This window comes from Bhargavaea massiliensis (assembly GCF_050480245.1).
In the GTDB taxonomy this organism is placed as follows: domain Bacteria; phylum Bacillota; class Bacilli; order Bacillales; family Anoxybacillaceae; genus Anoxybacillus.
In genome coordinates, this window is sequence record NZ_JBCNEQ010000023.1 from 1 (window position 1) to 22,699 (window position 22,699).

At 41.0% G+C, this 22,699-nt stretch carries 24 protein-coding genes; 20 read left to right on the forward strand and 4 right to left on the reverse strand.

Features of this window, described 5'->3' with window-relative positions; genetic code table 11:
- Positions 1–205 precede the first annotated feature (205 nt).
- From ABEV15_RS05990 to pgmB, 5 genes are all read left to right on the forward strand, one after another.
- On the forward strand, positions 206–700 hold the full coding sequence (locus ABEV15_RS05990; protein WP_004893176.1) for an RNA polymerase sigma factor: 495 nt from the start codon (positions 206–208) through the stop codon (positions 698–700).
- The gene (gene rsiV, locus ABEV15_RS05995) at positions 684–1,553 is read left to right on the forward strand and encodes an anti-sigma-V factor RsiV (protein ID WP_004893175.1); all 870 of its coding nucleotides are present in this window, start codon (positions 684–686) and stop codon (positions 1,551–1,553) included. Before ABEV15_RS05990 ends, rsiV begins: the two co-directional genes overlap by 17 nt.
- Positions 1,554–1,622: 69 nt before the next feature.
- A complete protein-coding gene (gene ybaK / locus ABEV15_RS06000) occupies positions 1,623–2,105 on the forward strand; it encodes a Cys-tRNA(Pro) deacylase (protein ID WP_064221075.1) in 483 nt (160 codons plus the stop codon).
- Between the two features lie 18 nt (positions 2,106–2,123).
- Positions 2,124–2,840, forward strand: coding sequence for a TrmH family RNA methyltransferase (locus ABEV15_RS06005; RefSeq protein ID WP_498852682.1), 717 nt, complete (start codon positions 2,124–2,126; stop codon positions 2,838–2,840).
- Positions 2,833–3,498 carry a beta-phosphoglucomutase gene (gene pgmB, locus ABEV15_RS06010; protein ID WP_498852657.1) on the forward strand — a complete coding sequence of 222 codons (666 nt, stop codon included), beginning with the start codon at positions 2,833–2,835 and terminating at the stop codon, positions 3,496–3,498. The genes ABEV15_RS06005 and pgmB overlap by 8 nt, the downstream gene beginning before the upstream one ends.
- Before the next feature lie 8 nt (positions 3,499–3,506).
- On the opposite strand, the gene pflA is transcribed toward pgmB, so the two are convergent.
- Together pflA and pflB are read right to left on the reverse strand one after the other, a co-directional pair.
- A complete protein-coding gene (pflA, locus tag ABEV15_RS06015; RefSeq protein ID WP_498852658.1) occupies positions 3,507–4,235 on the reverse strand; it encodes a pyruvate formate-lyase-activating protein in 729 nt (242 codons plus the stop codon).
- Between the two features lie 49 nt (positions 4,236–4,284).
- Positions 4,285–6,513 (reverse strand): formate C-acetyltransferase, encoded by a 2,229-nt coding sequence (gene pflB / locus ABEV15_RS06020; RefSeq protein WP_498852683.1) that lies wholly within the window; start codon positions 6,511–6,513, stop codon positions 4,285–4,287.
- A 300-nt stretch (positions 6,514–6,813) separates the two neighbouring features.
- Here pflB and ABEV15_RS06025 point away from each other — a divergent pair, with 300 nt between their 5' ends.
- From ABEV15_RS06025 to ABEV15_RS06035, 3 genes are all read left to right on the forward strand, one after another.
- Entirely contained in the window at positions 6,814–7,620 is an 807-nt protein-coding gene (locus ABEV15_RS06025; protein WP_498852659.1) for a basic amino acid ABC transporter substrate-binding protein, read from the forward strand.
- 66 nt (positions 7,621–7,686) lie between these two features.
- Positions 7,687–8,340 (forward strand): amino acid ABC transporter permease, encoded by a 654-nt coding sequence (locus ABEV15_RS06030; protein WP_498852660.1) that lies wholly within the window; start codon positions 7,687–7,689, stop codon positions 8,338–8,340.
- Positions 8,337–9,059, forward strand: coding sequence for an amino acid ABC transporter ATP-binding protein (locus ABEV15_RS06035; RefSeq protein ID WP_498852661.1), 723 nt, complete (start codon positions 8,337–8,339; stop codon positions 9,057–9,059). The genes ABEV15_RS06030 and ABEV15_RS06035 overlap by 4 nt, the downstream gene beginning before the upstream one ends.
- 46 nt (positions 9,060–9,105) lie before the next feature.
- Here ABEV15_RS06035 and ald read toward each other — a convergent pair whose 3' ends face one another.
- Both ald and ABEV15_RS06045 read right to left on the reverse strand, forming a co-directional pair.
- A complete protein-coding gene (ald, locus tag ABEV15_RS06040) occupies positions 9,106–10,236 on the reverse strand; it encodes an alanine dehydrogenase (RefSeq protein ID WP_498852662.1) in 1,131 nt (376 codons plus the stop codon).
- A gap of 120 nt (positions 10,237–10,356) precedes the next feature.
- Positions 10,357–11,580 (reverse strand): PucR family transcriptional regulator, encoded by a 1,224-nt coding sequence (locus tag ABEV15_RS06045; protein WP_498852663.1) that lies wholly within the window; start codon positions 11,578–11,580, stop codon positions 10,357–10,359.
- A gap of 214 nt (positions 11,581–11,794) precedes the next feature.
- Here ABEV15_RS06045 and ABEV15_RS06050 point away from each other — a divergent pair, with 214 nt between their 5' ends.
- The 12 genes from ABEV15_RS06050 (at position 11,795) to ahpC (ending at position 22,688) form a co-directional block, all read left to right on the forward strand.
- Positions 11,795–12,277, forward strand: coding sequence for a PTS sugar transporter subunit IIA (locus ABEV15_RS06050; protein ID WP_498852664.1), 483 nt, complete (start codon positions 11,795–11,797; stop codon positions 12,275–12,277).
- A gap of 60 nt (positions 12,278–12,337) precedes the next feature.
- Positions 12,338–13,168: a PRD domain-containing protein gene (locus ABEV15_RS06055; RefSeq protein ID WP_498852665.1), complete on the forward strand. Its 831-nt coding sequence runs from the start codon at positions 12,338–12,340 to the stop codon at positions 13,166–13,168.
- A gap of 189 nt (positions 13,169–13,357) precedes the next feature.
- Positions 13,358–14,728, forward strand: a complete 1,371-nt coding sequence (locus tag ABEV15_RS06060; protein WP_498852666.1) for a sucrose-specific PTS transporter subunit IIBC — start codon at positions 13,358–13,360, stop codon at positions 14,726–14,728.
- Positions 14,729–14,770: 42 nt separating this feature from the next.
- Positions 14,771–15,730, forward strand: coding sequence for a carbohydrate kinase family protein (locus tag ABEV15_RS06065; protein WP_498852667.1), 960 nt, complete (start codon positions 14,771–14,773; stop codon positions 15,728–15,730).
- Complete coding sequence (locus ABEV15_RS06070; RefSeq protein ID WP_498852668.1) at positions 15,727–17,166, forward strand: glycoside hydrolase family 32 protein; 1,440 nt, start codon at positions 15,727–15,729, stop codon at positions 17,164–17,166. Before ABEV15_RS06065 ends, ABEV15_RS06070 begins: the two co-directional genes overlap by 4 nt.
- A 113-nt stretch (positions 17,167–17,279) precedes the next feature.
- Positions 17,280–18,221, forward strand: coding sequence for a DNA-binding transcriptional repressor DeoR (gene deoR, locus ABEV15_RS06075; RefSeq protein ID WP_429630041.1), 942 nt, complete (start codon positions 17,280–17,282; stop codon positions 18,219–18,221).
- 206 nt (positions 18,222–18,427) lie between these two features.
- Positions 18,428–19,096: a deoxyribose-phosphate aldolase gene (gene deoC / locus ABEV15_RS06080; RefSeq protein ID WP_498852669.1), complete on the forward strand. Its 669-nt coding sequence runs from the start codon at positions 18,428–18,430 to the stop codon at positions 19,094–19,096.
- A 16-nt stretch (positions 19,097–19,112) separates the two neighbouring features.
- The gene (locus ABEV15_RS06085; RefSeq protein ID WP_192948564.1) at positions 19,113–19,283 is read left to right on the forward strand and encodes a XapX domain-containing protein; all 171 of its coding nucleotides are present in this window, start codon (positions 19,113–19,115) and stop codon (positions 19,281–19,283) included.
- A gap of 25 nt (positions 19,284–19,308) precedes the next feature.
- Positions 19,309–19,704, forward strand: a complete 396-nt coding sequence (locus ABEV15_RS06090; RefSeq protein WP_171700433.1) for a cytidine deaminase — start codon at positions 19,309–19,311, stop codon at positions 19,702–19,704.
- Positions 19,705–19,801: 97 nt separating this feature from the next.
- Positions 19,802–21,001 (forward strand): MFS transporter, encoded by a 1,200-nt coding sequence (locus ABEV15_RS06095; protein WP_498852670.1) that lies wholly within the window; start codon positions 19,802–19,804, stop codon positions 20,999–21,001.
- A gap of 64 nt (positions 21,002–21,065) precedes the next feature.
- Positions 21,066–21,881 (forward strand): glycosyltransferase family 2 protein, encoded by an 816-nt coding sequence (locus ABEV15_RS06100; RefSeq protein WP_498852671.1) that lies wholly within the window; start codon positions 21,066–21,068, stop codon positions 21,879–21,881.
- A 243-nt stretch (positions 21,882–22,124) separates the two neighbouring features.
- Positions 22,125–22,688 (forward strand): alkyl hydroperoxide reductase subunit C, encoded by a 564-nt coding sequence (gene ahpC, locus ABEV15_RS06105; protein WP_003397103.1) that lies wholly within the window; start codon positions 22,125–22,127, stop codon positions 22,686–22,688.
- Positions 22,689–22,699 lie beyond the last annotated feature (11 nt).

Genomic DNA, 22,699 nt, shown 5'->3' on the forward strand with positions numbered 1-22,699 from the left:
TTTGTCGAAAAAAATTTTTTTGGCACCCCTAAGATGCCAAGGAACCTTGATATATCAACATTTCTAGAGGGAGGTACCTGTAAGAAACCTCTTTTTTTATTTTTAAAAATTTTATAGATAAAACTTTTTGCATATGTAGATTGTCCTTAATTATAGAAGATGATGCGCATCATCGAGTAAAAAGATTGGAGGAAGCTATAGTACTATGACGGGTGAAAGGAATGAGCAACATATCATTGATTTTATTATGCAAAATCAAGAGCGGTGTTATAGACTTGCGTACAGCTACGTACAAAACGAGCAAGATGCGCTTGACGTTGTACACGATTCAATAGTGAAAGCTCTTCGCTATTCAAAGACATTGAAAGATATCGGATCTCTAAAGACGTGGTTTTATAAAATTGTCGTTCATACATCACTCGATTACTTAAAAAAAAGAAAGAAAATGTACGTTTCTGATTGTAAAGTAGAAAAATGGTATTTGGTAGACTATTCCACTTCTCTGTGCGTCACGGAAGCGATATCTATGTTATCACCTATCGAACAAACAATTATCAAGCTACGATTTTTTGAAGATATGAGAATTGAAGATATTTCTGAAATTCTCGACATGAACAAAAGTACTGTAAAAACAAAACTGTATGCGGCTCTAAGAAAAATGAAAGGAAAGGTGAGCGAATCATATGAAACGGATAAATGATTGGAAAAATGAGTATGAGCGCATTTCGATTCCTCCACTATTGAATGAAACTGTAAATAAAGCTGTTTTGCTTCATCACAAAAAGCGCTCAAGAAAAAAGGTTGCTAAAATGTTTTTTTTATCAGCAGCAGCAATTGTTTTTTCATTTGTGGGAGCTGTCAACGCATCGCCTTCTATGGCAAAAGCGATGGTTAGAGAGCTGCCCATATTAAGAGATATTATTAAGGTAGTGACTTTCTATTCTATCCATTTCGAAAGTGATAATGAAAAATACGCTGTGCATATGAGTACACCACATATCGAAGGACTGGAAAACGAAAAGTTGTCAAATTTTTTGAATGAGAAGTACATATTGGAGAATAAACAATTATATGATCAGTTTATGAAAGAAATCGATGAAATAAGAAGGAGCAGTACACAAGTCAATCGGTCTCTTGATATGGGATATGAGATAAAAACAGATGATGATGGAATTTTATCTATTGCTAGATATGTAACTGAAGTAGCTGCTTCCGCGTCTACTAAGATGCGTTTCGATACCGTTGATAAAAGAAGAGAGATTTTAATTACTCTTCCTAGTTTATTCAAAAATGATGAATATGTGAATGTCATTAGCAGATATATTAAAAAGAAGATGATGGTAGATATGAAGGAGGATGAAAATAAAGTATACTGGATTGATCAATTTACAAATATAGATCCAAATCAATCGTTTTATATCAACAAAGACCGCAAACTTGTCATCGTATTTGATGAGTATACAATCGCTCCGGGATATATGGGTGTGCTAGAGTTTGTTGTCCCGACAGAGCTACTGAAGCACTTGCTGGTTAGCAACGAATATATCTACTAATGGAAGTGGTTTAGAGATGTGTCCCTTCTTTTTGTTTATGGTACACTAATAGGGGAAAGCGAGGGACGGATGGTGAAACAAACGAAGACGAATGCTGTGCGCATGCTCGATCGCGCACGTGTGCCATATGAATTGCTCACTTATGACTATGACGATGGGCAAATTGATGGGAGATCGGTTGCGAAAAAAATTGGACAACGTGAAGAGATTGTATATAAAACGCTTGTGACAAAAGGGACGAGCGGACAACTTTATGTGTTCGTCATCCCTGTCGCAGCGGAGTTGGATTTGAAGAAAGCGGCGAATGTTGTCGGTGAAAAAAGCGTGCATATGTTGCCTGTGGCGGACATTGAAAAAATGACAGGGTATGTGCGTGGCGGTTGCTCGCCAATTGGGATGAAAAAACTATATGCCACATATGTCGACGAATCGGCGCTTTTGCACGAGCAAATCATTGTGAGCGCAGGGAAAATCGGCATGCAAATGAAACTTTCTGTTCAAGACTTATTAAAGTTGACAAATGGGAAAACCGCACATGTCATTAAAGTGTAGGAGGGTTGACGCATGCGAATGGCAAAAGAGGAAGAACAACAATGGTTAGCACAACGTATAGAAGAAGGATTGTTAACTGACGACAATCGCTTGCTTTGGGAAATGATTTTGCCAAGTCGCTTAAAGCGGATGTACGATGTGTTAAGCGAACGGACGAGGTATATTACCATTTTGACGGAAGCGGTAGACGACCCACACAATCAAGCAGCCGTGTTGCGTTCAGCGGAAGCGTTCGGTATTCAAGACGTTCATGTCGTCACCGGAGCGGCTCCGTTTGAACCGAATAAATGGGTGACGCGACATGCGGACAAATGGTTAACCGTGCATAAACATTCATCGATTGAACAGGCCATTCGCCACCTCCAACAAAACGGATATCAAGTATATGCAAGCTATTTAGGAGAAGGAACGATTCCGCTTGAACAAATCAACGTATCGAAGCCAACGGTGCTTTTGTTCGGGAATGAGCATCGCGGAGTATCCGAAGAGGCGCTTGCTTTGGCGGACGGGAAGTTTATCATTCCGATGAACGGCTTTGTGCAAAGCTTTAATATTTCCGTTGCTGCAGCGATCTCTCTTTACGATGTCACGAAGCGAGCAAAACAAGAGGGGAACGGGCGCTACTATTTGTCGCTGGCGGAAAAGAAGGAAATATATGAGCATTGGATGAAGCTTTCGCTTAGTCCGCGGTTAAGAAAAATGGTAGAAAGTCAAATGGGAGGACGCAATGATTGAAGCAGTTATTTTTGATTTAGATGGCGTCATTGCTGATACAGTCGAGTTATATTATATTGCGACAAAACGCGTCGCCGATGAAATCGGAGTGCCCTTTGATCGACAGCTCAATCAAAAGCTACAAGGTATGAGCAGACAGGCGATGGTTGAGGCGCTTCTTGGAGAAAAGGCGCGTGAATGGTCGGAAGAAGAAAAGCGCGCTCTTGGCGACCGGCGCGGTCAATATTATCGTGTGTTGATCGAGCAATTGTCGCCAAGTGATGTGTTGCCGGGAATGATAGATCTCCTTCGCGACATTCAGCGCGACGGTGTCCCGATGGCGCTCGCATCGTCAAGTTCAAATGCAAGTGTAGTTGTTGAGCGGCTTGGTGTGCGTTCATTTTTCGACGTCATTGTCGACGTAAAAACAATTACGCGCATGAAGCCCGATCCAGAAATCTTTTTAACGGCCGCTAAACATCTTTATGTCGATCCGCGCTTTTGTGTTGCCATTGAGGACGGAGAGGCAGGAATGAAGGCGATTAAGCAAACAAATATGTTTTCCGTTGGTATCGGGAATCATTTAGCATCTTTATCTCCAGACTGGCTCGTTCAACGGACAAAACAATTGACGTGGGGCGAGTTAAAAAAACGGTTTATGCAAAAAGCTGGTCAATGACGACCAGCTTATTTTGCGCCTAATATTTGTTTTGCTTTTTCAACACTTTCTTCTGATGGTGTCGGGATGCCTTCAAGCGGATATGTCAGTCCGAGCGCTTTCCATTTGTACACGCCGAGTTGATGATAAGGAAGCACCTCAATTTTTTCGACGTTGCGCAACGTACGAATGAATGCAGCTAAGCGTTGCAAATCGTTTTCATTGTCTGTGATGGTTGGAACGAGCACATGGCGAATCCAGACGGGTACGTTTCGTTCAGATAAAAGACGAGCAAAAGCTAAAATATGTTCATTTGTTTTTCCAGTCAGTTTCCGATGTTTTTTTTCATCGATATGTTTTAAATCTAGCAAAATTAAATCCGTATACTTCAGCAACTCATCTAGCTTTCGTTGGAACGTTTCTTCCTCGGTATAACAGCCGCCTGAAGAATCAATCGTTGTATGAATGCCAAGCTCTTTACATCGTTTAAATAATTCAATGAGAAAATCGATTTGTAAAAGCGGTTCGCCACCGCTGACCGTTATTCCACCACCGGATGCTTGCATAAACGGAAAGTATGTTTGGGCATCAGCGATGATTTCATCGACGGACATTTGCTTTCCTTTGCCAATTTCCCACGTATCTGCGTTGTGGCAATATTGACAACGCAATAAACAGCCTTGGGTGAAAATGACATAACGAATGCCAGGACCATCAACTGTTCCGCACGATTCAATCGAATGAATAAATCCGTTCACGATGTTTTCCTCCTAGGTAGAAAGCTCCCACGATGTGTGGGAGCTTCCATTACATTGTTTCATGGAACGTCCGATTAATGACGTCAATTTGTTGTTCACGTGTTAATTTAATAAAGTTGACTGCATAACCTGATACGCGAATGGTCAGTTGCGGATATTTTTCAGGATGTTCCATCGCGTCAAGTAATGTTTCGCGGTTAAAGACGTTGATGTTTAAATGATGACCGCGTTTTTGTGCATAACCATCTAAAATGGCGACAAGGTTTTGAATGCGTGTCGCGTCATCTTTACCGAGCGCTTTTGGCACGATTGAGAACGTATTTGAAATGCCGTCTAATGCATATTCATACGGTAATTTGGCAACAGAGCTTAATGACGCAAGCGCTCCTTTTGTGTCGCGACCGTGCAACGGGTTAGCGCCAGGTGCGAACGGTTCGCCAGCGCGACGACCATCAGGCGTATTTCCTGTCTTTTTACCGTATACGACGTTTGATGTGATCGTTAAAATCGATGTTGTATGCTTCGAATCGCGATACGTTTTATGTTTGCGCAATTTTTTCATAAAGCGCTCAACAATATCGACTGCAATTGAATCGACGCGATCATCGTTGTTTCCATATTTCGGGAAGTCGCCTTCAATTTCAAAGTCGACCGCTAAGCCATTTTCGTCGCGAATCGTTTTTACTTTTGCATATTTCATTGCGCTTAATGAGTCGGCGACAACAGAAAGGCCGGCGATTCCCGTTGCCATTGTACGCATGACATGTGTGTCGTGGAGCGCCATTTCAATGCGCTCATAACAATATTTATCGTGCATGTAATGGATGACATTTAATGTATTAATATACAATTCAGCAAGCCATTCCATGACGTTGTCAAATTTGCGCATCACTTCATCGTAATCTAAGTATTCAGATGTGATTGGAGCAAATTCTGGACCGATTTGCACTTTTAATTTTTCATCTACGCCGCCATTAATCGCATATAATAATGCTTTCGCAAGGTTTGCGCGCGCGCCGAAAAACTGCATTTGTTTACCGATGCGCATGGCGGATACGCAGCATGCGATGCCGTAGTCGTCACCAAACTCAGGACGCATTAAATCGTCATTTTCATATTGAATGGAGCTTGTTTGAATCGACATTTTTGCACAATATTTTTTAAACGCTTCTGGTAATTTTGTCGACCAAAGAACCGTTAAGTTTGGTTCTGGCGCTGGACCTAAGTTGTCAAGCGTATGCAGGAAACGGAATGAGTTTTTCGTCACAAGTGGACGGCCATCAATAGCGACACCGCCGATCGACTCTGTTACCCACGTTGGGTCACCGCTAAATAACTCATTATATTCTGGTGTTCTTGCGAATTTCACGAGGCGCAATTTCATGACGAAATGGTCAACAAGCTCTTGCGCTTCGCGTTCAGTTAATGTGCCTTCTTGTAAGTCGCGTTCAATATAAATATCTAAAAACGTGGAGACGCGACCTAAGCTCATTGCCGCACCGTTTTGTTCTTTAATCGCAGCAAGATAAGCGAAATATAACCATTGAAACGCTTCATGTGCGTTGCGAGCTGGTTTGGAAATATCGTAGCCGTAGCTTGCCGCCATTTCTTTTAGTTCTTGAAGAGCGCGAATTTGTTCGGCTAACTCTTCACGGAGACGAATGATGTCTTCGCTCATTGTTCGCGCACCTGTGTTGCGTAAATCTTTTTTCTTCTCTTCAATGAGGCGATCTACACCATATAGTGCCACGCGACGATAGTCACCGATAATGCGACCGCGTCCATAGGCGTCAGGAAGCCCTGTAATGATTCCGGCTTTGCGTGCGGCTTTCATTTCGTCTGTATATGCGTCAAATACGCCTTGGTTATGTGTTTTACGATATTGAGTAAAAATTTTCTTTACTTCGTCGCTAACTTGATATCCATAAGCTTCGCATGCTTGTTCAGCCATGCGAATACCACCAAATGGCATAAGTGCTCGTTTAAACGGCTCATCTGTTTGAAAACCGACAACTTTTTCAAGTTCTTTATTTAAATAGCCAGGTCCGTGCGATGTAATGGTCGATACGATTTCCGTATCCATATTGAGAACGCCGCCTTTTTTTCGTTCGAGCTTTGAAAGCTCCATCACTTGCTCCCAAAGTTTTTTTGTCGCTTCTGTCGGACCTTGTAAAAATGATTCATCGCCTGTGTAAACGGTTACGTTATTTAAAATAAAATCACGAACGTCAATTTCTCTTTTCCATTTATCACCTTTAAACGTTCTCCAAGCGTCCATTAACGCTTCATTTACAGCAAGTAGCGTCATTATATCTCCTCCCAATCTTTAAAGAATAATTAAAAATATCCCCTACATAAAGAATACTACTTCTTTACAAAGATGGAAGGATGAAATGATGACAAATTTGTGAAATGCTGATCTAAAACATTTTCTAAAATAAAGATTTTTACAAAAATTATTTTTATAAAATTTGTTGCATAAAACCGAAAAAGCTGATAACATGTGAAACATGAAGAACATAGCATGTTTATACAAAGATACTCATTGTTTTACAGCAAATAGCAAGGGGGAGTAACTATGATAAAAAGAAGTATAATTGTAGCATTTGTATGTATGCTTATTTTTGCGCTTGTCGGATGCGGTAGTTCGACAGAAAAGACGACATCAAAGGAACAGAAAAAGAAAATTACCGTTGTGACAAATCCATCATTTGCACCGTTTGAGTACATGGATAAAGGAGAAATTGTCGGTTTTGATATTGATTTATTAAAAGCGGTAATGGACGAGGCTGGAATAGAATATGAATTAAAAGGCATCGGTTGGGATCCGTTATTTGCAGCCATTCAAGGAAAAACAGCGGATATGGCCGTTTCCGGTATTACGATCAACGATGATCGAAAACAAACGTATGATTTCTCGATTCCTTACTTTGAATCGACACATATGATTCTTGTCAAAGAAGGAAGTTCGATTAAAAGCGCAAAAGATTTACAAGGAAAAGTTGTCGGTGTGCAAAACGGGACAACAGGACAAGAAGCGGTTGAAAAAATTTTAGGAAAAGAGAATAAAAATATTAAAAAGTTCGAGGATACAGTCGTCGCAATTATGGACTTATTAAACGGCGGTGTCGAAGCTGTTGTGACGGACAATGCTGTCGCAAACGAATATATAAAAAATAATCCAGATGCAAAAATCGTGGCATTTGAAGATCCAGAACATTTTGAATCGGAGTTTTACGGCTTTATGTTCCCGAAAGGTAGCGAGTTAAAACAAAAAGTAGATGAAGCATTGAAAAAAGTCATTGAAAATGGCACGTATACAGAAATTTATAAAAAGTGGTTTGGCACAGAGCCGAATATTGAATCATTACAACAACAGCAATAACATGGACGTAAAAGTTGCGTAACTGTCCCCGGTTACGCAACTTTTTCAAAGGGAAAGGTGAGACATATGGATTTTCGTTTTGATATTGTAGTTGAATATGCGCCGTTCTTTCTTAAAGGGGTATTGTGGACGATCGGCCTATCATTAGTCGGTATCGTCTTTGGTACGGTGCTCGGGTTAGTGATTGGGCTTGGAAAAATGGTTCAAAACCGCTTCATTCGTCTTCCGTTTGATTGGTACGTTCATTTTTTCCGTGGCACGCCATTATTTGTACAAATTTTACTTATTCATTTCGGTGTGATGCCTATTTTTACCTCTCAACCGAATCCTCTCGTATCAGGAGCGATTTCCTTATCTTTAAATGCCGCTGCGTATATCGCAGAAATTTTTCGGGCCGGCATTCAATCGATCGATCGTGGTCAAATGGAAGCAGCTCGCTCGCTCGGTATGACACATGTACAAGCGATGCGTTACATCATTTTGCCGCAAGCGATCAAACGAATGATCCCGCCGCTTGGCAATGAATTTATCGTGTTAATTAAAGATTCGTCGCTTGCAGCAATTATTGCGGCACCTGAACTGATGTATTGGGGGCGCGCGATGCAAGGTCAATATTATCGCGTCTGGGAGCCGTATTTAACCGTTGCGCTCATTTATTTAGTGCTTACCCTTTCATTAAGCAAGTTGCTACATCGGTTAGAAAGAAGGTATGATGCATGATTCGGGTTACCAATTTAAAAAAATCGTACGGATCACTACAAGTGCTAAAAGGAATTGACGTACACATTCACGAAAAAGAAGTGGTCGTTGTCATCGGCCCTTCCGGTTCAGGTAAATCAACATTTTTACGCTGTTTAAACATGCTTGAAGATTTTGATGAAGGCGATATCATCGTTGACGGATTTCATTTAAAAGATCCGAAAACAGATTTAAATAAAGTGCGCGAAGAAGTGGGCATGGTGTTTCAACGATTTAATTTATTTCCGCATATGACGGTACTTGATAATATTACGCTTGCTCCGATGAAAGTGCGCAAATGGTCGAAAGAAAAAGCGACAGAAAAAGCGATGCAATTGCTTGCGAAAGTAGGTTTGCAAGATAAGGCGAACGTATATCCGGATTCATTATCAGGCGGACAGGCACAGCGGGTAGCGATTGCTCGTGCGCTTGCGATGGAGCCAAAAGTGATGTTATTTGATGAACCAACGTCTGCGCTCGATCCAGAAATGGTCGGTGAAGTGCTTGCGGTGATGAAGCAACTAGCCAAAGAGGGAATGACGATGGTCGTTGTGACGCATGAGATGGGATTTGCTCGTGAAGTCGGGGATCGTGTGCTCTTTATGGACGGTGGAATCATCGTAGAAGAAGGAACGCCGCAACAAATTTTTGATGCACCGCAACATGAGCGGACGAAGTCATTTTTATCGAAAGTATTATAATTGTCGTGCAAAAAAGGTGTCCTGTATGCGAGGACACCTTTTGTCTTTATGCTAACAATTGTTTTTCTAATGCCACTTCAACCGGAACGTAATCGTAACCGAGGTCGCGTGCAACTGCTTCGTATGTGATTTCGCCATTTGCTACGTTTACACCAAGGCGCAAGGCAGGGTTGTCTGCGATGGCTTTGTGTACGCCTTTATTTGCGATTTGTAGTGCGTATGGCATCGTGACGTTTGTGAGCGCAAGTGTCGATGTGCGCGGAACCGCTCCTGGCATGTTCGCTACGGCATAATGAACGACGCCGTGTTTCACGTATGTCGGGTTGTCGTGTGTTGTGACGTGGTCGCTCGTTTCCACAATGCCACCTTGGTCGATTGCTACGTCAACGATGACAGAGCCTGGTTGCATCGCTTTTACCATTTCTTCTGTCACAAGTTTTGGTGCTTTTGCGCCTGGAATTAATACAGCACCGATGACGAGGTCCGATTCAGCGACTGCTTGAGCGATGTTCATTGGATTAGACATGAGCGTATTAATTTGGCTTCCGAAAATGTCATCAAGCTCACGTAAACGTTCTGCACTTAAATCAATAATTGTGACGTTTGCACCTAAGCCAATCGCGACTTTTGCGGCGTTTGTTCCAACGACACCGCCACCGATAATTGTTACTTTGCCACGGCTAACACCTGGAACGCCTGAAAGAAGAATACCTTTTCCACCTTTTGTTTTTTCAAGGAATTGAGCACCGATTTGTGCTGCCATGCGTCCTGCGACTTCGCTCATCGGTGTTAAAAGCGGTAATGTGCGACCAACTTGTACCGTTTCATAAGCGATGGCAATGACGCCTTTTTCTTTTAGTGCACGCGCTAACTCTGGTTCAGCAGCGAGGTGTAAGTATGTGAACAAGACTAAGCCTGGACGGAAGTATCCGTATTCGCTTGGTAGCGGCTCTTTTACTTTCATGACCATATCGGCTTGTGCCCATACATCTGCGGCACGTTCTACGATTTGTGCCCCTGCATTCACATATGCTTCATTCGTAAAACCGCTTCCAATTCCTGCATCTTTTTCAATTAATACAGTATGTCCATTGCTGACAAATGACATAACGCCAGCAGGTGTAATGGCAACACGATTTTCGTTATTTTTAATTTCCTTTGGAACACCAATAATCACAAGCTGTTTCCCCTTTCATGTTGTCTTTTTGTATTATCTACAGTATAAATGGTTTTTATTATTTGTTGTTTGTTTAGAAAAGAGAAAGAAAAAACGAGCTTTTGTGGATTTCCACAAAAGCTATGTTGTTCGATATTTGTCTAATTTCATATCGATATATAGCTTTATTTTTTCGCTCATATTGCTTAAATCAATGTTTCCAATTTCACTTATTCGTTTGAGACGATAAGCAAGTGTATTGGGATGAATGTTCAGCGCTTTTGCCGTTTCATTGACGTTGCTGTCATAGTCGAGATATGTTTCGATCGTCTCGACTAAATTTGTATGATGTTGGGCATCGTATTGTTTTAACTTTTCAAGCGAAGCATTGTGAAAATCCCCATGTCGTTTTCTCTCAAAAAGTAAATCAAAAAATTGATACATGCCAAGGTGTTGATAACTTTGAATATTTGCAAGCTGATGAGGGAATGCTCGCTTCATTTTTAATACCGTTTGTGCTTCTTCGTAACTTTTTGCGATTTTTGTATAACATTCATATACATTGCCAAACGCGCCCATCATAATGTCAACGCGAAATCGCTCTTTCATTTGCGTCATAAACGAGCGAAAAAACCGTTCGATATGCGCTTCGCCGTAGACGTTTGAACTTGGCGCAACGAGCACAATTAACCGCTGATGATCGATCGTATAAAGCGGAACAGCGAGTTGTTGTGTCGTTTTTAATAAATAATCAATTTGCCGCTCGACTTGCGTTTGAATGTGCTGTTGAAATTGAAAAATGCCAACAGAAAAAAACGGATACACATGTACATTTAATTGATGGCATTGTTCAACGATGTCGTGAGGAGATGAAAAATGTCCCGTCAATAGCTTCCAAAAAAATTCTTGAATGCGCTCTTCTTTTTTATGTTTACGAATTTGCAGTTGTAGCAATAAGTTTTTGGCAGATTTCGCCGCTTGCTTAAGCAACTCAAACTGTTGCTCTGTCCAAGGCTCGTTCATCTCAATCGCCCAAATAAACCCGAGAACCTCTTTATTTTTCCAAATCGAAATGGCGATACGATTGCCGAGCCCGACTTCTGAAATTTCCGCGACACGAACAGGCTCCTCGCTTTGTAAAAGTTTTGGGATCACCCCTTCGCGCCATAAGCTATTAATGACGCGTTCCGGCACGCGACGATGGATAATGGTTGCTGTACGGGCAGGATCGGTGTAATGCTCATGTCCGCTATAAGCAATTAAGCGATGGTTTGCATCTTCAATCGTAATTGGACATTGTAGTAGTTCACTTACACGATCTGCAAACCCCTCTAAGCTGTCAAAATGAGTGGCAAAAGGGTTCATTACATCCACTCCGTTTCTTATGTTGTTTTACGATCATTGTAGCATATTGACAAATGAAAGAGCTTACCTTAATCTACAAGTGAGAAAGTCGTATATTGTGGGATTGTGACTGCGTTGCAGGCAAGACCTAAAACGGACGAAGGAAGGTTTCTTTCTTGCGTTTTAGGTCTTTTATTTTTTATCCAAATAATTCTTAAGGAAGGAGATATTTCAAATGTTTCGCTTGTTTCGTAAGCGTGAAGAGGTCATTGTTTCTCCATTAACAGGAAATGTACGATCGCTTGAAAATGTTCCAGATCCTGTGTTTGCACAAAAAATGATGGGCGATGGTTTGGCGATTGAGCCGACAGATGGCATTGTTGTTTCACCGATCCATGGAGAAGTAGTGCAAGTGTTCCCAACAAAACATGCTGTGGGTTTACGTTCGGATCAAGGATTAGAAATTCTTATTCACGTTGGCATTGATACAGTTCATATGCAGGGAGAAGGATTTGAAGCGTACGTGAAGGTAGGGGATCGTGTGAAGGCTGGGGATTTACTTTTGTCGTTTGACTTGACGCTTGTGCAACAAAAGGCGAAAAGTTCCCTTACCCCAGTAGTGATTACAAACGGGGGGGTGGTAAACGAGTGTCATCGAGAGCATATAGAACAAGCAGAAAGAGGAAGTACTGTTTTAATGAGAGTGAAATTGAAATAATATATATTGAAATTGGAATAATATATATGTGATAAAACGAAGAGTGTTAAGGGGACGAAGATGACGTTGCGAATCCATAAAATTTTAAATAATAACGCTGTCGTTGTATTGGATGAAGGGCAAGAGAAAATTGTAATGGGTCCAGGTATTGCTTTTCAGAAAAAGAAAAATGACATCATCCCTCGTGCGAAAATCGAAAAAATTTTTGTGATGGAAGAAGAAAATGAAAAATTCCAAGAGTTGTTACGTACCCTTCCAGAAGAGCATATTGACATCGCTGAAGAAATTATTAGCTATGCCGAAAGAGAATTGCAAGCCCCGTTGAATAACCATATTCATATTGCGTTGACTGATCATTTATCTTTTGCGATTGAACGAATCCAGCAAGGGTACCAAATTCAAAATAAGCTGTTAAATGAAATTAAAGTGTTATATAAGAAAGAATATCAAATTGGTCTTTGGGCAAAGCGACTTATTCGGGAACGTCTCGGTATCGATATCCCTGATGACGAAGTCGCTCATATTGCTCTTCATATTCATACAGCGAAAATGGACGCAGCTAGCATGAATAAAACGTTACAACAAACAACTTTAATTCGTGAAATGATCGATTTAATGAAACAGAAATTACATGTTCATATCGATGAAGAAGGAATATCTTACCAACGTCTTGTAACACATTTGCGCTTTGCGCTTAATCGAATTGAAAACGGTGAGTTGTTTCATTCGATGGATGATGATATGTTAGCGCTCATTCAAACGAAGTACGAAAAAGAGTTTGCATGTGCTGTTGCGATGGCTGAATATGCGAAAAAGGAATACGGAATTGAATTCCCTGTCACCGAATTAGCTTATATTACGCTACATATTCAACGCTTAACCACAAAATAATCATTTTATAGAATATTGACGAATTTTGAATAATAAGCTAAAATGAAAGCGCATAAAAAATGAAATATCGTAGGATTGTGACTGCATAAGCAGGCAAGACCTAAAATGTACGACGATGTTTAAAAAGCATTCGTATGTACATTTTAGGTCTTTTTGTTTTTTATCATTTTTATACGAGGAGGAACTTATATGAATTATGAACTCATCACAAAGCAACTTTTGTCCTTGCTTGGTGGAAAAGAAAATGTCATTAGTGCGGTTCATTGTGCAACTCGTCTTCGTCTTGTGCTAAAAGACGAAAAGAAAGTGGACCAACAAGCAATTGAACAACTTGATGGGGTAAAAGGTGCCTTTTCTAGTTCCGGTCAGTATCAAATTATTTTTGGTACAGGTGTTGTCAACAAAGTATACGAACAGTTTGTCAAAGAAGCAGGTTTACAAAACGTAAGTGCTGATGTGCACCAAGAAGCAGTCAAGCAAAAAATGAATCCGCTTGTTCGACTTGCAAAAACATTATCAAATATTTTCGTTCCAATTATTCCAGCAATTGTAGCTAGCGGTTTATTGATGGGATTACTTGGTATGATGAAGGCTTTCAAATGGGTGGCCCCAGATAGTGCTTGGATCGTATTGCTTGACATGTTTTCAAGTGCAGCTTTCATCATTTTGCCAATTTTAATTGGTTATAGTGCAGCCAAAGAATTTGGGGGAAATCCATTTTTAGGAGCAGTTATTGGTGGAATCATGACACACCCTTCGTTGTTAAATCCATGGGGATTAGCAAGTGCTGAACCTGAGTACTTGCATTTTCTCGGTTTTGATATCGCAATGATTGGATATCAAGGAACGGTTATTCCAATTTTACTTGCAACATATGTCATGAGTAAAATCGAAAAAAGCTTGCGTAAAGTTGTTCCACACGCAGTCGACTTACTTGTTACACCGTTTATTACGGTTATTTTAACAGGCTTCACTGCGATCTTAGTCATTGGTCCGCTTGGAAATATTGTCGGAGAAGGAATTACAACAACGTTAAACTTCGTATATGACACAGGTGGAGCGCTTGCGGGTCTTATTTTCGGTGGTTTGTATTCGATGATTGTCATTACAGGTGTTCATCATAGTTTCCATGCGATCGAAGCCGGATTGCTTGCGGATATTGGTAAAAACTATTTATTGCCTATTTGGTCAATGGCAAACGTTGCTCAAGGTGGAGCGGGTTTAGCAGTATTTTTAAAATCAAAACGGACGAAAACGAAGGAAATCGCTTTGCCAGCTGCATTTTCCGCCTTTTTAGGTATTACCGAGCCCGTTATTTTTGGGGTGAACTTAAAATATCGAAAACCGTTTATCGCTGCTGCCATTGGTGGGGCGGCTGGTGGAGCGTATGTTGTATTTACAAACGTTGTCGCAAATGCATATGGATTAACGGGCATCCCAATGATTGCGATCGTCGCACCAATGGGGATGGCGAACTTAATAAACTATTTAATCGGCTTTGCAATTGCAGTTGGTACAGCGTTTGTGGCAACGTGGATATTAGGATTTAAAGAAGAATAAGGCGAGTGAATGGCTCGCCTTTTTTTGTAGGAGGGAATAACGATGAAACGAGGAGTCATTAGTCTTGGTGAAGCGTTAATTGATTTTATTCCGCTCGATGCAACAAATCAGGCTTACCAAAAAAGTCCTGGTGGGGCGCCAGCGAATGTCGCGGTCGGTGTCGCGCGGCTCGGTGTGCCATCGACGTTTCTAGGGAAAGTGGGCCGAGATGTACTCGGTGTCTTTTTAAAAGAAACGCTTGATGAATATGGTGTAAATACGACTTGGCTCCAATTTAGTGATGATGTTCGTACAGGTGTCGTTTTTGTGACGTTAGCGGGAAATGGGGAACGAAGCTTTGATTTTTACATTAACCCGAGCGCAGATCGCTTTTTACGCGAAGAAGAAATTGATGAATCGCTATTTCGGACACATCGCATTCTTCATTTTGGTTCGATCTCACTCATTAGTGAGCCAGCACGAAGCGCGACAAAGCGGGCTGTTATGTTAGCTAAAGAAAACGGCATGATTGTCTCGTATGATCCGAATTTGCGTCTCGGTTTATGGGAAAGTGAACAACAAGCTCGTCAAATGATTATATCAATGTTACCAGAAGCGGATGTACTTAAAATTTCTGAAGAGGAATTGACGTTTATTACAGGGGAGAAAGATATACAAAAAGGTGTAGATGCTCTTGCTTCCTACAACATTCCGCTCATCGTCGTCACGCTAGGGGAAAACGGTAGTTATGCGTTTACGAAAGAAGGATCCGTATTTACGCCAGCGCTTAAAGTAGAGGCGGTTGATACGACAGGAGCGGGTGATGCGTTTGTTTCCGGTATGCTTTATTGCTTGCATGAACGAGAAGGGGCGATCGACGACTTGTCGCTTGCGGAAGTTGAAAAAATGACCAAATTCGCAAGTGTTTCGGGAGCGTTAGCTGCATCAACAAAAGGAGCAATGACAGCTTTACCGACGCGTGATGAAGTCGAACGGATTTTACGAGAAGGTTGGTCGAGATGAAATCATTGAACGAAAAAAAACAAATACAGCTCGCGAAAGAAGAAATAAAAAAATATGCTTCAATTGTTGAAAGTGACCCAAATCGTTTGCGTTATCATTTAATGCCTCCTGTCGGATTAATGAATGATCCAAATGGACTGATTTATTGGAAAGGGACGTACCATGTGTTTTATCAGTGGATGCCATTTGCAACGACACATGGAGCAAAATTTTGGGGACATTATACGTCACGTAATCTCATTCATTGGGAAAGACAAGCACCCGCGCTAGCCCCAAGTGAATGGTTTGACAGAAACGGTTGCTACTCTGGAAGCGCCGTGGACAATGATGGTGTACTTACACTTTTTTATACAGGGAATGTAAAAGACGATGACGGAACACGCCATACGTATCAATGTATGGCAATATCAAGTGACGGCCTTCACTTTGAAAAAAAGGGGGTTGTTGTTCATCTCCCAGACGGTTACACGGCTCATTTTCGTGACCCAAAAGTGTGGAAGCATGAAAACAAGTGGTATATGGTGATTGGCGCACAGAGCGAGCAATTAGATGGAAAGGCAGTATTATTTCGCTCTGATGATCTCATGCATTGGGAGCATATCGGTGCTATAGCAGGAGGAGAGGACGGGAACTTTGGGTACATGTGGGAGTGCCCAGATGTATTCCGTTTGGGTGGAAAAGATGTTCTCATCGTCTGTCCACAAGGATTACAACCAGAAGGTATGCATTACCAAAACGTATATCAAGCAGGATATTTTGTTGGACAGTTAAATTATGAAACAGGACAATATGTACACGGTACATTTACTGAATTGGATCGAGGGTTTGAATTTTACGCACCTCAAACGATGATCGATGAGCATGGGCGTCGTATTATGATTGCTTGGATGGGGGTACCGGATCAAGATGAAGATAAACATCCAACAATTCATTATCGATGGGTACATGCACTAACGTTACCTCGTGAACTCATTTTAATTGGCGATAAATTATATCAGCGTCCGATTGAGCAGTTGCAGTTGCTTCGGGGCGAGAAAGTTCAATATCCAAACGTATCACTACAAAAGGAAAAGAAGAAATTTGATGGCGTAAAAGGAAAAACAGTTGAGTTGTTACTTAAGCATATTGATGGTAAAGGTGTTCTATCTATTGATATACAAAATCATGTTTCATTTTCATATGATTTTGAGCAAAAAGTTGCTACGTTAGAACGAGAAAGTTTTGCTCGAAATGGCGAAAAAGAAAGAAGACAATGCGCTTTATCGAATTTACAAACACTCCACATATTTATTGATACATCGTCCATTGAAATTTTCTTAAATGAAGGTGAGGAAGTGTTTACAGCGCGATTTTTTTCGAATAAGGATAACGAAGATATTTCATTTCAGACAGATGAACAAGTTACATTTCACTTATACAAATGGAAATTATGTTAAAACTTTTGCTTGTCAAATGTTCAGTGATTTTCGTATGATGAAAGAAAAGGGAGTATTCCTTCAAATATGGAAGGTTGCTCCTTTTTCATTCAACAATAAAAGGTGATGAAGCGATGGAGCAAGAAAAGTTAAAAAAAGTGGTTGAAGCAGCGAAGTTGTATTATTTGCTTGATTATAATCAAAACGACATTGCCAAAAAGCTTGGCGTGTCGAGGCCAACAGTATCACGCTTACTGCAGCAAGCAAAGGAAGAAGGAATTGTAGAAATTAAAATTAATGATCCTGCCGAAGATATTCAACAGTTGGCAACACAACTTGAACAAAAGTTCAATTTAAAAAAAGCAATTGTTGTATCCGTTCCTGAACATCAAGATGGCATTATTAAAAAATATTTAGGGAAAGAGGCGGCTGAATATTTACGTTCGATTGTAAAAGACGGAGATGTCATCGGCGTCACATGGGGAACGACATTGTATCATGTTGCATTACAGCTAAAACATAAACATGTTAAAGATGTGAAAGTCGTGCAATTAAAGGGTGGCGTCAGTTTGTCAGAGACGAATACGTTCGCTTCTGACATTTTACATTTATTTGGTAGCGCATTCAACGCAACGGTACATCATTTGCCGCTTCCAGCCATCGTTGATCACGTCGTCGTTAAACAAGCAATGGAAGCAGATCGCCATATTCGTAAAATCCTCGATCTTGGTCGGCAAGCCAATATTGCTGTATTTACAATTGGTCCAATTAAATCGGAGTCGCTATTATTCCAACTCGGTTATTTTACAGAGGAAGATTTGCAAACGATTTATTCAAAAGCAGTTGGTGACATTTGTTCGCGCTTTTTTGATCAAAATGGAAAGCTATGTAGTGAAGAGTTAAATGCGCGCACGCTCGGTATTGAGTTAGAAGAGCTCAAAAAGAAAGAGTACTCGATTGTCATTGCGGGAGGTATTCATAAAGTTGCGGGCATATACGGTGCGTTGAAAGGAAAATATGCTAACGTATTAGTCACAGATCAATTTACTGCCGGATGTTTGTTAGAAAAAGAATAAAGGAACAACAAATGGGGAAAAGAAAAAAGCCCCCTTTATTTATGCAAAGAAGGAAGAAAGATGGAGCAAAAACGTGAATTTTATTTTACGTTTGTTCATGTTAACGTTTACATATGTTCATTTTCTTGTTATATTGATTACGCAATCAAAAATTCAACTTAGTAAGATGATTGTAGCTATATTTATTTAAAAATAGGGAGGAACGAATGATGAACATTGCTAGCATGATTGATCATACGTTATTAAAGCCAGAAACAACGAAAGCACAAATTGAAAAGTTAGTGGAAGAAGCCAAAAAATACGAATTTGCATCGGTATGCGTCAATCCAACATGGGTAAAATTTGTTGCTGAACGTTTGCAAGGAACAAATGTAAAAGTATGCACAGTCATCGGATTTCCGTTAGGAGCGACAACGCCAGAAGTGAAAGCTTTTGAAACAAAACAAGCGATCGAAAACGGTGCGCAAGAGGTCGATATGGTCATTAATATTGGTGCGTTAAAGGATGGTGACGATGAGCTTGTTGAACGCGATATTCGTGCGGTCGTCGATGCAGCAAAAGGGAAAGCGTTAACAAAAGTTATTATTGAAACAGCGTTGCTAACAGATGAGGAAAAAGTGCGCGTATGCGAAATTGCTGTTCGCGCAGGCGCTGATTTTGTGAAAACATCAACGGGATTTGCCAGCGGCGGTGCGACAGTAGAAGATGTCGCATTAATGCGCAAAACGGTTGGTCCAAATGTCGGCGTGAAAGCATCTGGCGGTGTGCGCAGCGCAGCGGATGCAAAAGCGATGATTGACGCTGGAGCAAATCGGATCGGTACAAGTTCTGGACCTGCTATTATGGAAGGAACAACTTCAAACGAAGCATACTAATGGAGGCATTCACATTATGAAAGAAGTATTACTAAGCTTACTTGCTGGGCTTGTCGTTGGAATTTTGTTTAAATTTTTACGTTTGCCGTTGCCAGCCCCGCCTGTGTTGGCAGGAGTGATGGGGGTATTTGGCGTATATTTAGGTGGCGTCGTTGCGGATTGGTTAATGAAGACGTTTTTTAACTAAACAGCCCAAGGAGGGATGATCAACAATGAATAAACAACTATTAATTGAAGCGGCAAAACAAGCGAGAGAGCGGGCGTACGTTCCGTATTCAAAGTTTAAAGTTGGGGCAGCGCTATTAACGAAAGATGGGAAAGTGTATGGAGGTTGCAACATCGAAAACGCATCATACGGTTTATGTAACTGTGCTGAACGTACAGCTTTATTTAAAGCATACTCAGAAGGAGACCATGAGTATGCGATGTTAGCTGTTGTTGCGGATACAGAGCGTCCTGTTCCGCCATGTGGCGCATGCCGTCAAGTCATTGTTGAATTGTGTGATCCGAATATGCCTGTCATTTTAGCCAATATGAAAGGCGATGTACAGGAAACTACGGTGAAAGAACTTCTCCCTGGGGCTTTTTTAAAAGAAGATTTGCGATAAGCGTCGGATTTTCCGATGCTTTTTGCATTGATACATAACAAAAAAGGAAATATAATCGTGTAGAGGATAATTTGACAGCTGACAATGGAGGGGTGACATGAGTCAAGATGTATCAAAAAACAAATTGCTTTGGATTGCAGGACTTGGTTGGCTATTTGACGCAATGGATGTAGGAATGCTTTCATTTATTATTGCCGCTTTGCAAAAGGAATGGAATTTAACAGCCGAGCAAATGGGTTGGATTGGGAGCATGAACTCGATCGGTATGGCCGTCGGTGCTTTTGTATTCGGATTGTTAGCTGATCGTATCGGTCGAAAGCAAGTATTTATTATTACGCTTTTATTATTTTCGATCGGAAGCGGCTTATCTGCTTTTGCGACAACGTTAACGGTATTTTTAATTTTACGCTTTTTTATCGGTATGGGACTTGGCGGTGAACTTCCGGTTGCTTCCACGCTCGTATCAGAAAGCGTACCCGCTCATGAGCGCGGGAAAGTTGTCGTTTTATTAGAAAGCTTTTGGGCAGGTGGCTGGTTGTTAGCCGCATTGATTTCATTTTTTATCATTCCAGTGTATGGATGGCAAATGGCACTTATTTTAGGTGCTATGCCAGCGTTATACGCCATTTATTTGCGTATTAACTTGCCCGATTCACAAAAGTTTATTGCGGTAAAAACGGCAGAGCGTCGTTCTGTTTGGCGCAATATCGCAGACGTATGGGCAAAACCTTATGCGAAGCAAACGACGATGCTTTGGATTTTATGGTTTGCGGTCGTCTTTTCGTACTACGGCATGTTTTTATGGTTGCCAAGCGTCATGGTAATGAAAGGGTTTAGCTTAATTAAAAGCTTCGAATACGTGCTCATTATGACGTTAGCGCAATTGCCAGGTTATTTTAGCGTGGCATGGTTAATTGAACGCATCGGAAGAAAAGCAGTGCTCATTATTTATTTAGTTGGGACAGCGTTAAGCGCTTATTTCTTCGGAAATGCTGAGTCAGCTACTGCGTTAATGGCATTTGGGGCACTGTTATCATTTTTTAATCTTGGTGCATGGGGAGCGCTTTATGCCTACACGCCAGAACAATACCCAACGGCTATTCGTGCGACAGGGGCAGGCATGGCAGCTTCATTCGGACGCATTGGTGGCATTTTAGGGCCGCTTCTCGTCGGTTATTTCGTTGCACAAAAAGTGTCTATCACGATGATTTTTGCGATGTTTTGCATCGCCATTTTTATCGGTGTGCTTGCTGTTCTTTTCCTCGGGAAAGAGACAAAGCAGCAAGAACTCGCATAATCATACGATAAGAAGCTATAATGGTATCATTGTATCTTCTTTTTTTTGGAAGGAGATATTTCATTTGGGCGTTTCTGTAGTTATTGCGACATATAATCGATTACTTTCGTTAGCGGAATTGTTAGAATCATTAAGCAAACAAACGTATAAACCAACGCAAGTCATTATTGTCAACGATGGGGGGGAATCGGTGCAAGCCGCGGTTGATGCATATCCTGAGCTCCCGATCGAACTCATTGAATTGCAAGAAAACGTCGGGCATGTTGAAGCGCGGAATATCGGTGTGCGTGTAGCAACAGAAGATTTTATCATGCTTTGTGATGACGACGACTTATTATTGCCATGTCATACGGAACGAATGATTGCGAATATGAACGACGCGGACTTTGTATATAGCGATGTAGAAATTTTTCACTACCGCATTGAAAACGGGATGCGCTTACCGACTGATCGCTTTTTATTTGCGTATGAATGCGATTTACAGGCGATGCGGTCGTTTTCAACATACGTCCCTTCAGGCAGCATGTACCGGCGCACGATTCATGATGCGATTGGCTATTTTGATCCGTACGTCCATAACTATTGGGATTGGGATTTCTTTTTACGTGTTGCAAAAAAGTTTCGCATCAAACGCGTGCCGACAGCAAGCGTCCTTTATGCTTTTTCAAACGAAGGCGATCATTTATCTAAACAAATGAACGAAACGAGACAAATGTATTTAGACCGGTTAAGCGAAAAACATGAGCTTGGCGATTTACCGACAAAAAACTTTTGGCTTCTTTTATCGGAGCCGGAAGTACAAAAACGGCAAGCAAAAAGTGAAATCATATGGAACGGCGAACCGTTTCGCTCACGGCTCGCTCATTTCGTTCGTTGCTAGGGGATATGTACAGGGTCTTTGCGAAGGCTCTGTTTTTTGTTTATAGAAAAAGGAATAAAGAAGAAATGTGTCGAAAAACTAACAAGGTTAAGTAGTTTCTGCTTGACAAATAAACATTCCTATATGATAATTTATACCGAATGATAATTGTTATAATTTTATTATTGTTTCAGTCATAAATTTCGAATGACTGGGACAAGCTATGCATATGCAAAAAAAATACAACGAGGAGGATGATTTACAATGCCATTAGTAGGAAAACAAGTACAACCATTTAAAGCGATGGCGTACCATAACGGTGAATTTATCGAGGTAACAGAAGAAAACTTAAAAGGAAAATGGAGCGTCGTTTGCTTCTATCCAGCAGACTTTACGTTCGTTTGCCCAACAGAATTAGAAGATTTACAAAACGAATATCCGAAATTAAAGGAGCTTGGTGTTGAAGTATACTCTGTTTCAACAGATACACACTTCACGCATAAAGCATGGCACGATCATTCGCCAGCTATTAGCAAAATTGAATACGTAATGATCGGCGACCCTTCACAAAAATTATCACGCATGTTCGAAGTGCTTGATGAAGAAACAGGTCTTGCGCAACGCGGTACGTTCATTATCGATCCAGACGGCGTTATCCAAGCAGTTGAAATTAACGCTGACGGCATCGGTCGCGACGCAAGCACAATTGTAAACAAAATTAAAGCTGCACAATACGTGCGCAACAACCCTGGCGAAGTATGCCCAGCAAAATGGCAAGAAGGTGGGCAAACATTGAAGCCAAGTCTCGACCTTGTAGGTAAAATTTAAGGAGGCTTACG